Annotated in this window: 11 protein-coding genes; 2 read left to right on the top strand and 9 right to left on the bottom strand. The window is 61.7% G+C overall.

All coding sequences use genetic code 11. From position 1 onward, the window contains the following. Positions 1–15 precede the first annotated feature (15 nt). From MESAU_RS09185 to MESAU_RS09150, 8 genes are all read right to left on the bottom strand, one after another. Complete coding sequence (locus MESAU_RS09185; protein WP_015315771.1) at positions 16–705, bottom strand: response regulator transcription factor; 690 nt, start codon at positions 703–705, stop codon at positions 16–18. Then, positions 702–3,437, bottom strand: a complete 2,736-nt coding sequence (locus MESAU_RS09180; RefSeq protein WP_015315770.1) for a sensor histidine kinase — start codon at positions 3,435–3,437, stop codon at positions 702–704. The genes MESAU_RS09185 and MESAU_RS09180 overlap by 4 nt, the downstream gene beginning before the upstream one ends. Before the next feature lie 57 nt (positions 3,438–3,494). Beyond that, a complete protein-coding gene (gene kdpC, locus MESAU_RS09175) occupies positions 3,495–4,058 on the bottom strand; it encodes a potassium-transporting ATPase subunit KdpC (RefSeq protein ID WP_015315769.1) in 564 nt (187 codons plus the stop codon). An 11-nt stretch (positions 4,059–4,069) separates the two neighbouring features. Continuing rightward, complete coding sequence (gene kdpB / locus MESAU_RS09170; RefSeq protein WP_015315768.1) at positions 4,070–6,163, bottom strand: potassium-transporting ATPase subunit KdpB; 2,094 nt, start codon at positions 6,161–6,163, stop codon at positions 4,070–4,072. Continuing rightward, positions 6,160–6,375 (bottom strand): hypothetical protein, encoded by a 216-nt coding sequence (locus MESAU_RS09165; RefSeq protein WP_015315767.1) that lies wholly within the window; start codon positions 6,373–6,375, stop codon positions 6,160–6,162. The genes kdpB and MESAU_RS09165 overlap by 4 nt, the downstream gene beginning before the upstream one ends. Before the next feature lie 7 nt (positions 6,376–6,382). After that, on the bottom strand, positions 6,383–8,086 hold the full coding sequence (gene kdpA / locus MESAU_RS09160; protein ID WP_015315766.1) for a potassium-transporting ATPase subunit KdpA: 1,704 nt from the start codon (positions 8,084–8,086) through the stop codon (positions 6,383–6,385). 20 nt (positions 8,087–8,106) lie between these two features. Continuing rightward, on the bottom strand, positions 8,107–8,196 hold the full coding sequence (gene kdpF / locus MESAU_RS09155) for a K(+)-transporting ATPase subunit F (RefSeq protein ID WP_015315765.1): 90 nt from the start codon (positions 8,194–8,196) through the stop codon (positions 8,107–8,109). Positions 8,197–8,567: 371 nt separating this feature from the next. After that, positions 8,568–9,287 (bottom strand): Crp/Fnr family transcriptional regulator, encoded by a 720-nt coding sequence (locus MESAU_RS09150; RefSeq protein ID WP_015315764.1) that lies wholly within the window; start codon positions 9,285–9,287, stop codon positions 8,568–8,570. 223 nt (positions 9,288–9,510) lie between these two features. Between MESAU_RS09150 and MESAU_RS09145 the strand changes: the two genes are divergently transcribed. Then, positions 9,511–9,747: a DUF6894 family protein gene (locus MESAU_RS09145; RefSeq protein ID WP_015315763.1), complete on the top strand. Its 237-nt coding sequence runs from the start codon at positions 9,511–9,513 to the stop codon at positions 9,745–9,747. 106 nt (positions 9,748–9,853) lie between these two features. Here the strand turns inward: MESAU_RS09145 and MESAU_RS09140 are convergent, their stop codons facing one another. Then, positions 9,854–10,156, bottom strand: a complete 303-nt coding sequence (locus tag MESAU_RS09140; RefSeq protein ID WP_015315762.1) for a DUF982 domain-containing protein — start codon at positions 10,154–10,156, stop codon at positions 9,854–9,856. Between the two features lie 541 nt (positions 10,157–10,697). On the opposite strand from MESAU_RS09140, the gene MESAU_RS09135 reads away from it, so the two are divergent. Beyond that, a complete protein-coding gene (locus MESAU_RS09135) occupies positions 10,698–12,464 on the top strand; it encodes an ATP-dependent nuclease (protein WP_157163626.1) in 1,767 nt (588 codons plus the stop codon). Positions 12,465–12,566: the final 102 nt, after the last annotated feature.

The following is a 12,566-nucleotide window of genomic DNA, read 5'->3' as shown; positions in this document are numbered from 1 at the left end:
ATCGGACAGGCTATTTCACTCGACACGCAGGCGATAGCCGACACCGGTCTCGGTGGTGATGTAGCGCGGCTGGTCGGGGGTTTTTTCGATCTTCTGCCTGAGCTGGCGGACATAGACCCTGAGGTACTGCACGTCTGTCGAATCGTCCCAGATCTGCTTCAGGATGAAGTGGTGGGTCAGCACCTTGCCGGCATGCTGCACCAGGATGCGCAGTATGTCGTACTCTTTCGGCGAGAGCTTTACCTCCCTGTCCTCGACCTTGACGACGCGCTTGACCAGATCGACGCTGAGGTCACCGCTCTGGAATATCGGCTTCTCACCCTGTTGCTGGAACTTGTGGCGCAGCGCCACCCGGATGCGTGCCACCAGTTCGTTCATGCCGAACGGCTTGGTGACATAGTCGTCGGCGCCGAGTTCGAGCGCGCTGACGATGCCGGCCTCGTCGGTGCGGCTGGAGAGGATGACAACGGGAACGTCGACGCCCTCCTCACGCCATTTGCGCAGGAGGTCATGGCCCCCCATGCCGGGCAGGCCGAGATCGAGCAGCACCAGGTCCGGCTTCTCCTGTTCCATCAGCTCGATCGCCAGCTTGGCGTTCGGCGCCTCGCTGACCGCGTAACCCTGGCTGCCAAGGCCGACCCGCAGCAGCTTGCGGATCGGCGGCTCGTCGTCGACGACCAGTATCCTGACATTCGAATTGGTCATCGAGGCTGATCCATGCCGGGCTCGTCGCCGCGGTTGCCGATATCGCGCGCTTGCGCCGGCACCGGCATCGTGACGGTGAAGGCGCCACCGGGGCGGTCGGTCCGGTTGGCGGCCGCGATCGTGCCGCCCATCGCCTCGACGAAGCCACGGCAGATCGACAGGCCGAGCCCGGTGCCGGCGCGCACCTGATCGCCCTTGCGCACCCGGTAGAAGGTATCGAAGACACGTTCCAGGTCCTGCGCCGGAATGCCCGGTCCCTCGTCCATGATCCGCACGATGATGGAGCCATTGTCCGCCCAGGCCTGGACGCGGATCGTCGAGCCGGGCGGCGAATATTTCGAGGCATTGTCGAGAAGGTTGAACAGGACCTGTTCGAACAGCACGGGATCGAGCCGCAGCATCGGCAAGTTGGGCGGAATATCGACCTCGATCTTGTGCTCGCTGGTGATCTTGCGGGCACGGTCGAGCGCCGTGCCGACGATATCACCAACATAATGGAGGGCGTAGTTCGGCTCCATCGCCCCGGATTCGATCTTGGTCATGTCGAGCAGGTTGGCGATGAAGCGGTTCAGCCGCTCCGATTCGTCGATCACGGTCGACAGGAGCTCGGCCCTGTCCTGCTCAGGGAGGTCGGGCGCGAATTCCTTGAGCGTGCCGGCCGCGCCCATGATGGCGGCGAGCGGCGTTTTCAGGTCATGCGAAATCGAGGTCAGCAGCGCCGAGCGCAGCCGGTCGGCTTCGGCCGCGAGCTTGGCGCGGTCGACATCGGCAACGAGCTGGATGCGTTCGATCGCCACCGCCGCCTGATCGGCCAGCGCGTCGAGCAGCCGCTGCTGCTCGGGCGTCAGAAGCGGGCCCTGCTTGTCATTGTCGAGGCCGACGACGCCGATTGCGGTGCGTCCCGTGCGCAAGGGAAGATAGAGGCGCTTGGCGCCAGGAAGCGTGTCGGCGCCGCGTCCGGCGGCACGGTTGTGCTCCCAGGCCCAGCGTGCGGCGGCAATGTCGGCCTCGGCCAGCGTGTCGTCGGGCGGATAGCCTGCCTTGACGGTGATCGTGCCCTCTTCCGGCAGCAGCAGCACCACGCGCAGCTTCAGCATCGAGGCGATCTGGAAGGCGGTGGCCCAGAGCACGTCGTCGAGCGTGCCGGCGCCTGCGAGCTTCTTGGAGAACAGATAGATGTCCTCGGTTGCCCGCGCCCGCGAGCGGGCGGCGGCGGCCTGACGCTGCACGCGCGCCGTCAGGTTGCTGGCGATGACGGCAACGGCGACGAAGACGGCAATCGCGACGATGCTCTCGGGATCGCGGATCGTCAGCGTGTAGCGTGGCTCGAGGAAAAAATAGTTGAAGGCAAGGACACTGAGGAAACAGGCGTAAAGCGCCGGCCAGAGACCACCAGCCACCGCCGACGTCAGCACGGAGAGCAGGAAGACGATCGCCAGATTGCGAACGTCGAGGAACTGGTCGAGAACGGTGCTGACGGCCAATGATCCGGCAACGTAAGCCGTGGCGAGCAAATACGGCTTGGCCTGGAAATGCCTTTCCTCGGCTGCCGCGTTCACTCTCCTGGAAGACGTTTCGGTGTCCCGCTCCGTTCCGGAGATGACATGGACGCTGATGTCGCCGGCATTGCGGATCAGATCATAGGTGAGCGACCCTTCGATCAGTTCGCGCCAGCGCGACCGGGTCGGCCTGCCGACCACGATGTGGGTGAAATTGTTGGCCGTCGCATGGCGAACGATGTCCTGCGCGACGCTCTGGCCCGGGATGGTCGTCACCTCGGCACCGAGCTGCTCGGCAAGGCGCAGCAGTGTGGCGAGCCTGTCCTTGTCATCCTCGGACATGCCGGCGGAGCGGGGCGTGTCGACATGAAGCGCCGTCCATGGCGCACGAAGCCTGTCAGCCAGCCTGCGTGCGTAGCGAATGCGGGCTGCCCCGCCCGGACGGGCATCGACGCAGACAAGAACCCGCTCCCCCGCCGCCCACGGACCCTGGATGGCGTGGGACTGCATGTGGTTGAGCAGTTGCTCGTCGACGCGCTGGGCGGTTCGGCGCAGCGCCAGTTCCCGCAACGCCGTCAAATTGCCGGGCGAAAAATAGTTCTCGACGGCGCGCTGCGCGGTGTTGGGGAAATAGACCTTGCCCTCCTCCAGCCGCTTGATCAGGTCGTCGGGCGTCAGATCGATGATCTCGACATCATCCGCCTGGTCGATGATGGAGTCTGGAACCGTCTCGCGCACCCTGACCCGGGTAATCTGGGCGACGACGTCGTTCAGGCTTTCGACATGTTGGATGTTCAGCGTCGTATAGACGTCTATGCCCCGCGCCAGGATTTCCTGGACATCGAGATAGCGCTTGGGGTGGCGGCTGCCGGGCGCGTTGGTGTGGGCGAGTTCGTCGACCAGGACCAGCGCCGGACGCCGGGCAAGGATGGCATCGATATCCATCTCGTCGAGGACGCGCCCCTTGTAGTCGACCCTGCGGCGGGCAATGACTTCATACCCCTCGACCAGGGCCTGTGTTTCCTTGCGGCCATGCGTCTCGACCACGCCGATCACCACGTCGGCACCGTCGGCCACCCTGGCACGACCCGACATCAGCATCTCGTAAGTCTTGCCGACACCAGGTGCCGCGCCCAGGAATATGCGCAGACGGCCGCGCCCTTCCCGCACGGCATGCTCTAGCAGCGCGTCGGGAGATGGTCTGTTTTCGACGTAGCTTCTGTCGTCCGGCATCGGGTCCGATCATGAATGGCGCCGGGGACCGTGTCGATCCCCGGCGCCGGACATCACCTACTTCGCGGCATCCAGCGCCAGGTTGAGGGCCAGCACATTAACCGCCGGCTCGCCGAGCACGCCCAATTCCCGGTCCTCGACCTGGCCGTCGACGAGCGCCTTGACCTTGGCCTCGTCGATGCGCCTTGCCTTGGCCACGCGCGGAACCTGGAAATAAGCGGCCTCGGGACTGATCTGCGGATCAAGGCCGCTGCCGGACGTCGTCACCAGGTCAATCGGCACCGGCTGGTCCGGGTTCTCAGCCATCAGCTTTTCCGCGTCGCCCTTGATGCGCTCGATCAGCTTCGGGTTGGTCGGACCGAGGTTGGAGCCGCCGGAGGCGCTGGCATCGTAGCCGTTGCCGGCAGCCGACGGCCGTCCGTGGAAATACGTGTCGCTGGCGAAAGCCTGGCCGATCAGTTCGGAGCCGATCACCTTGCCGCCCCTCTCGATCAGGCTGCCATTGGCCTGGCGCGGGAACAGCGCCTGGGCGATGCCGGTCATGCCGATGGGATAGACGAGCCCGGTCAGCACGGTGAAGAAAACGATCATGATGATCGCGGGTCTGATCTGCTTGAGCATCGGAATGATCCTTATGCAAGGCCAAGGGCGGTGACGGCCATGTCGATTGTCTTGATGCCGACGAACGGCACGACGATGCCGCCGAGACCGTAGACGAGAAGGTTGCGGCTGAGCAGCGCACCCGCGCCGATCGCCCGGTACTTCACACCGCGCAGCGACAGCGGGATCAGCGCGATGATGATCAGCGCGTTGAAGATGATGGCCGACAGGATGGCGCTCTGCGGTGTCGCCAGATGCATGATGTTGAGCGCTTGCAGCGGACCTGTGGTCTGGCCGGGCGCGACGTAGAAGACGGCGAACATGGCCGGGATGATGGCGAAATACTTGGCCACGTCATTGGCGATCGAGAAGGTAGTCAGCGAGCCGCGCGTCATCAACAGCGCCTTGCCGATTTCGACGATCTCGATGAGCTTGGTCGGATCGCTGTCGAGGTCGACCATATTGCCGGCCTCGCGAGCAGCGACCGTGCCGGTGTTCATGGCGACGCCGACATCGGCTTGCGCAAGGGCTGGCGCATCGTTGGTGCCGTCGCCGCACATGGCGACCAGTTTGCCCTTGGCCTGCTCGTCGCGGATCAGCTTCAGCTTGTCCTCCGGTGTCGCCTGGGCAAGGAAGTCGTCGACGCCGGCTTCGGCCGCGATGGCGGCTGCCGTCATCGGGTTGTCGCCGGTGATCATGACCGTGCGAATGCCCATCTTGCGCAGCTCGGCGAAACGCTCGCGGATGCCGCCTTTGACGATGTCCTTGAGGTGCACGATACCCAGCAGGCGCCCGTCCCGCTCGACCGCCAGCGGCGTGCCGCCGGATTTCGCAACCTCGTCGGCGATCGCCTGTAAATCCCTGATCGTGTCGCTGTTCGGGCGCGTCGCGCGGCTGGCCGATGTCGCCTGGCTGACATGGGCGAGCACGGAATCCACCGCGCCCTTGCGTACCGACGAACCGTCGATGTCGACGCCGCTCATGCGGGTCTGGGCGGTGAAGGGCACGAAAGCAGCATGCAATGTCGCCATGTCGCGGGCACGGATGGCATATTTCTCCTTGGCCAGCACCACGATCGAGCGGCCTTCAGGCGTCTCGTCGGCGAGCGAGGCAAGCTGTGCCGCGTCCGCCAGTTCCTGCTCGCTGACGCCCTTGACCGGGCGGAATTCCGTCGCCTGGCGATTGCCGAGCGTGATGGTGCCGGTCTTGTCGAGGAGCAGCGTGTCGACGTCGCCGGCGGCTTCGACGGCGCGACCCGACATGGCCAGCACATTGAAGCGCACCAGCCGGTCCATGCCGGCAATGCCGATGGCCGACAGCAGCGCGCCGATCGTGGTCGGGATAAGCGTCACGAACAGCGCGACGAGCACGGTCACCGAAATATAGCCACCCGAGTAGTGGGCAAAGCTCGGGATGGTCGCTGTAGCCAGCACGAAGATCAGCGTCATGCCGACGAGCAGGATGTTGAGCGCGATCTCGTTGGGCGTCTTCTGGCGCTCGGCGCCTTCGACCAGCGAGATCATGCGGTCGAGGAACGTGTGGCCGGCGGCGGCGGTGATGCGCACGCGGATCCAGTCCGACAGCACCTGCGTGCCGCCGGTGACGGCCGATCGGTCGCCGCCGGATTCGCGGATCACCGGCGCGGATTCGCCCGTTATCGCCGCCTCGTTGACCGAGGCGACGCCTTCCACCACCTCGCCATCGGACGGGATGATGTCGCCGGCTTCGACGAGAACGATATCGCCGACCTTCAGGCTGGTGCCGGGTACCAGCTTGAACCTGGTGCGGTCCACGCCGGTCAAAAGCTTAGCCTGGGTTTCGGTGCGAGCCTTGCGCAGCGAATCCGCCTGCGCCTTGCCGCGCCCTTCGGCGACGGCTTCGGCGAAATTGGCGAACAGCACCGTGAACCACAGCCAGATGATGATCTGCAGCGTGAACAGCAAATCACCGCCGCCGGTGACGAGGTCCTTGACGAACAGCACCGATGTCAGCGCCGAGACGACGGCGACGACGAACATCACCGGGTTGCGGGCCAGCGTGCGCGGATCGAGTTTGCGGACGGCGCCGCCGATGGCGGGCCACAGGATGCCGCCATCCATGATGCTGGCTGACTTTGACTGACTCATTTTGAAGCTCCGGCTTCAGTGTTGGTGTGCGGCGGCGACTGGTCGGATGCCGAAAAAAGATGAGGAAGCCCGTAGGCCAGCAGCCAAAGCGCGATCATGGCGGCGGCAAGCCCAAGAAACGTCGACATGGTCGGGAAGGGAGGCGGCAGCCCCTCCTTCCCCGGATCGGCCCGATGCCTGATATTGCGGCGCTTGTTGCTGAACCAGGACATGTCTGCCTCAGAATGTCTGTCCATGGATCATCGCCAGGTGCTCGACGACAGGTCCGACGGCGAGCGCCGGGAAGAAGGTCAGGCCGCCGACGATGACGATGACGCCGACCAGCAGCCCGACGAACAGCGGACCGTCGGTCGGGAAGGTGCCGGCCGAGCCGGGGACGGTCTTCTTCGCCGCCAGCGCGCCGGCGATGGCGAGCGCCGGGATGATGACCAGGAAGCGGCCCATCAGCATGCCGATGCCGAGCGTGATGTTGTACCAGGGCGTGTTGCCGCTGAGGCCGCCGAAGGCCGAACCGTTGTTGGCCGCCGCCGAGGTGTAGGCGTAGAGGATCTCGGAGAAGCCGTGCGGCCCACCATTGGCGATCGACGCCACCGCGCTCGGCAGCACCACCGCGATCGCCGTGAAGATCAGCATCGCCAGTGGCAGGCACAGGATGGCCAGCATGGCCATCTTGACCTCCTTCGCCTCGATCTTCTTGCCGAGATATTCCGGCGTGCGGCCGACCATCAGGCCGGCGACGAAGACTGAGATCAGGATGAACATCAGCATGCCGTAGAAGCCGGCGCCGACGCCGCCGACGACGACCTCGCCGAGTTGCATGTTGATGAGCGGGATCATGCCACCGAGCGCGGTGAAGCTATCGTGCATGGCGTTGACCGCGCCGCAGGAAGCGGCCGTGGTGATGACGGCGAACAAAGCCGAGAGCGCGATGCCGAAGCGGGTCTCTTTCCCTTCCATATTGCCGCCGTCGATGCCCAGCGCATGCACCAGCGGATTGCCCGCGGCTTCCGCCCAGTAGCAGACGGCGACGCCAACGATGAACAGCACGCCCATTGAGGCGAGGATCGCCCAGCCCTGGCGCTGATTGCCGACCATGCGGCCGAAGACGTTGGTCAATGCGGCGCCGACGACGAAGATCGACAGCATCTGGATCAGGTTGGAGACGGCGTCGGGATTCTCGAATGGATGTGCCGCGTTGGCATTGAAGAAACCGCCGCCATTGGTGCCGAGCATCTTGATGGCGACCTGCGAGGCGACCGGCCCCAGCGCGATGGTCTGCCTGGCGCCCTCAAGCGTCGTGGCGTCGACGTAAGGCCCCAGCGTCTGCGGCATGCCGAGCCAGACATAGACCAGGGTGAGCACGACGCAGAGCGGCAAGAGCACATAGAGCGTGGCGCGCGTCATATCGACCCAGAAATTGCCGATCGATCTTCCGGAAGCGCGGGCGAAGCCGCGGATCAGCGCGATTGCAATGGCGATGCCGGTGGCGGCCGAAACGAAATTCTGGACCGTCAGCCCGGCCATCTGCACGAGGTAGGACATCGTGCTTTCGCCGCCGTAGTTCTGCCAGTTGGTGTTGGTCGTGAAGCTTACGGCGGTGTTGAAGGCGAGCGCTGGGTCGACCGCGCTCATGCCGGCCGGATTGTAGGGCAGACTGCCTTGCAGGCGTTGCAGGACATAGAGCACCAGGAAGCCCGCCAGGTTGAACATCAGGAGAGCCACCGCATAGGTGGTCCAGTGCTGCTCCTCGCGCTCGCTGGTTCCGCAAATGCGGTAGAGCCCGCGCTCGAGCGGGCCGAGGACCGGTGAAAGCGGCGTGCGATCGCCATTGAAGACGCGGTGCATGTAGAAGCCAAGCGGCTTCACCAGCAAAACGAGGATCCCGCAATAGAGGAGGATCTGTATCCATCCGTTCAGTGTCATGGCTGTGGCTTTCCGTGCCTTCAGAAGCGTTCTGGACGAATGAGCGCGTAGGTGAGGTAGGCGAGCAGGAACAAGGTCACGCCACCGCCGAGGATGTAATCGACAAGCATAGGTTCGATCCTTCAGCTTAAATTCTGTCGCAAGCTTTGACGTAGACGATGGACAGGCCGAAGAACAAAACCCCGATCCCAAGAACAATAATGTCCATTGTGCTTTTCGTTGCTTCCAGTTTCTACTGTTCGCCCGCCAAAGACAGGTCGGCAATACTGTGAGACAGCGCGCCGCACTGGGCGGCGTCCGACGGCTTTTGCTCGACGTGAATATGGACCCGATCGCCATAAAGGTTCGAGACGGGGCGGATGGGAAAGAAATAGGAATTCTATAAAGGTTTCCGGCGCGGCTCGCCGTCGAAGAGCAGCTTGTCGACGCGGATTGCCGGGAAGGATATGCCGCCGCGCTTTGCGGCCTTGCTGGGAACGCTCTACCGCGGCTCCCGCGTCAGGCTGAGATAGGTCGGATCGAACTCGGCGATTTCCTGGAGCCTGTGCCAATCCAGGATTGTCACCGTGTGATTTGCCCAATTGACGACGCCGACTTTGCGCAAGGCGCCGATGACGCGGTTCATGTGTACGACGGAAAGACCGAGCACATCGGCCAGCTCGGCCTGTGAGAGCGGCAGGTGAAAGCTCATGCCGTTGGTGCGCTGCACCACCTGCAGCCGTACGAAAAGCTCACAGAGGAGATGGGCCAGGTGTGAGGTCTTGGAGCGGCGGCCCATCGCCACGATCCACTCGCGATGGATGGCGCCGTCGACCAGCGTATCCAGCCACAGCAGCCGCGTCAGATGCGGCGCTTCCTCGGTGATGGCACGAAGCCGGCTGTGATCGGCGAACATGACATGGCAGGGCGACATGGCAACGATGCCGTGATCCATCGTCTTCAGGAGGAACGCGTGGAGATCGACGAAATCGCCAGGTACCTGCAGCGAGGTGAACTGCCGGCCGCCATTCTCGAGCACCTTGTAGCGCGCCGCCAATCCGTCGAGAATCAGAGTCGAATGGGTCGGCCGCGCGCCCGAGGCGACGATATCCTGGCCGACCGCGAAATGCCGCTCGAAAGTCATGGCTTCCGCCAGCAGCGCCTTTTCGGCATCGGAAAGCGCGTCGTGCTGGGCGAGATTCAGATACAGGGATTCCAGCACCGCTATCTCCAGCGAAAGGGCTCAGAGCCGATCGCCAACTGTTCTGTCGAAGCAAGGGGCGGCTGCCGAAGCACTAGGTCGTCGGGCGCTGGCGGGCATTAACATTTGTTAGAAGGCGCTTATTCGCCGGCGAAGATCATCTCTGATGGAACAATGGCTTAGCCCGCGAATTGTCGATCAAGTCTCTTTTGGGAAATTCATCAGCTCGAGATCCGGCCGCATCATGCCCAGATACTTTCTCGACCTTTACAATGGCGATGGCCTGACGGTGGACGACCATGGTCAGGTGTTCGACACGCGCGAGCGTCTGCGGCGCGAGGCAATCCTCATCCTGCCCGACATCATTCGCGACGAGATGATCGAAAACGACCGAACGGCCATCACCGTGAAGGTGCGCGACGAGAGCGGGCGCCATGTCTTCGAAGCATCGCTCGTCATCTCGTCAAGCTGGTGCGATTGACCGCGGCCCCTCCGCAAGATGGAATGGAAAGCCCGGCTCGGAGGGCCAAGCCGGGCTTTCAGGGGACGGCCGTACGAACTGGCCATCGCAATGACAGCTCGAACGATCAGGCGGCGTAGCCGCCATGGCCGCGTGCGACGGCCCGCGCCACGATGACGGGCTCGATCTCGGGCCAGAGAATACCGGTGGCTTCCGCGAATTCAACAAGCGCATGGCGCGCCTGGTCCCTCGTGATGCAGCCTTCCAGGGCCAGGCCGCACGCCTCGACGGCATTGCGATAAAGCGGACCACGTCGGGAGGTCGTCCAGTTGGTCAGGAAATCGTGCATTTCGGCCAGCGAGGCGATTTCGCGCTTGAAGCCGAGACCGACGGTCAGTGCGACGGGCGAATGAAACAGCTTGTCATGCATGAAGCGGGCTCCTGATTGGACGCGGTTCTCGGAGAAAATCCTGGCGGGGATCTATGATGAGACGCCGGGTAACGCATCGCGAGCTAGGAGGTTCCGGAGCAAACAGGACCGTTTGCGGAACGCACGCGTGAGTGCGCCGGAAATCTTGCATCCTGATCCACCGGCCATGGCTGCTGCTCCGTCGGACCGGCGAGAAGACGGATCAAGGTTCGATAGTCGAGATGCTAGTATGCTAGGCTGCACCCAGAAGCGCCTGCTGAAAAGGGAAGCTGGCGGAGAGAGCGGGACACTCTCCTCCGAATGGCACGGACAGCGGTGGCGGGTCCGCGTTAGGGTTCCAGCGAAGGTTCGTGATCTAATCGGGCGAGGCAAGCTCACCTACCCTCTCCACGCTGCCGACCTAAAGGACGCAGACGCCCGCAAGTGGCCTATCGTGTGCCGCCTCAAGGGTGCAATTGCCGCAGCTGAGAAGGTCCTAGCCAGGCCCCGGAGAAGGCGAAGAGGACCCTTGTGCAGGCCGTGAAGTTGCCGACCAAATAGATTGTCGGACACCGATGACGCCCTTAGGATACCGAAAACGCTTGGGGGCGGTGAGTTGGAACACCCATTAGATGGTATTGCGTTCTCCATTAGGAATTTCAAAAGTTTCGGTCGTGAGGCGTTCGATCCAATTAGCTTCCGCCCGATAAACGTAATCATCGGCAGAAATAACAGCGGCAAGTCATCTCTCGTTGACGCTATTAATGTGTGCATCTCCAGAGGTGAAAAGTACGTCGGCGCTGATCACGACGTCTCCGGAAGACCCTTCTCCGTCCTTATTGAGCGGGAAGTTACAGAACCGGCTCTAAGGCGTATTTTTCAGGAATCTACCAGTGGAGGTTCCCTACCTGGAAATCATTGGCACTACGGAAAGCGCCTGCTGTCCAAGCGGGGGGTGATTTGGTACGGGCCAGACTGGAAAGCAGACTTCGCGGAAATACCGCGTACCGACCGAGACTTGATAGCGGTTCCAAGCAATTTCCGCCAGAATTTAGCACAGACATTGGGTTTTCCCTTCGAAAACATTCGATTAGTACAAGTTGCTGCCGAGCGCGATGTTAGACCTGAACCGAGAGCAGGGGAAAGGACGATATCTCCCAACGGTGTCGGTTTGACTAACCTTGTTAGAGCTTTCATAAACAGCGACGACCTTCCTCGGAACGAGGTTGAGATTGAGCTCCTCCGTGAGTTGAATGAAATATATCTTGGAGACTGTTTATTTACAGCTATCACCTGTCGTGAAAATAAAGGTGGGGTGTGGGAGATTTTTCTGAGGGAGGATTCGAAAGGAGACATAAGGCTATCTCAATCGGGAAGCAGCCTGAAGTCGATCTTCATTATCCTAGCGACGCTGCGTCTACTTCCAAAAATCGACAATGTTGATTGGTCGAAGGTATTATTATCTTTAGAGGAACCAGAAAATAACCTTCACCCTGCCCTGCTGCGCAGACTCCTGAATTTCCTTGCAAGGCAGCGAGAGGAGAGAAAATTTTCGTTGATAATTTCCACTCATTCACCGATAGGCATTGACTGGTCTACGAAGCGTAGTGACACCCAAATAATTCACATAAAGCATGATGGGGTATCTGCGTCCGCTAGAGTTGCAATTGGATATGGAAACGGACGAGAAATATTGGATGATTTGGATATTCGCGCCTCCGACATACTGCAGGCTAACGGGGTAGTCTGGGTAGAAGGGCCATCTGATAGAATTTACATCAATAAATGGATCGCTCTAAATACCGGTGATCGTCTTAAGGAAGGCGTTCATTACTCGGTCATGTTTTATGGAGGCAAGCTCCTTTCGCATCTGCACGGTCTAGCCCCAGGTGAGGGCGACAAACTTATCTCCCTTCTCGCTTTGAACCGAAATGCAGCGCTGTTGATTGACAGTGACCGCCACCGCGGTAAGCCAGCTTCAGAAGGCAAGAAGGCTCGAAAACCTCGCATGCACCTCAACCACACGAAGCTTCGCCTGAAGCAGGAGTTTGAGGCTTTGGGAGGGTACGTCTGGATCACTGAGGGCCGGGAGGTTGAAAACTACATTCCGCCGAAAGTCCTCGACAAATTGGCGGGAGAGGCGGTGAAAGCGGATTCCTACGACGATATCGTCGCGCTGCCCGAGCTAAAGTCTTTTGGAGGCGACAAGATCGCCATTGCACACAGCGCAGTCGCACAACTCGAAGCCGGAGACATGAGTGGGCACTTAGATTTGACGGCGCGATTGGATCAGCTTTGCGAAGCGATAGCGCTGTGGAACAGCAAGTGAACATGCAGCCACAAAAAGCCGGACCCCGGTCTTAATTTGGGGGTCGCCTATTTGAGCCCCATCTCGCAGGGGCTTCTGCAAGCTTTCCCCCCGTACCCTTGC

The organism is Mesorhizobium australicum WSM2073 (assembly GCF_000230995.2).
Lineage (GTDB): Bacteria > Pseudomonadota > Alphaproteobacteria > Rhizobiales > Rhizobiaceae > Mesorhizobium > Mesorhizobium australicum.
Note: the sequence above shows the minus strand (reverse complement) of the source record. Positions and strands in the feature narration are given on the sequence as shown.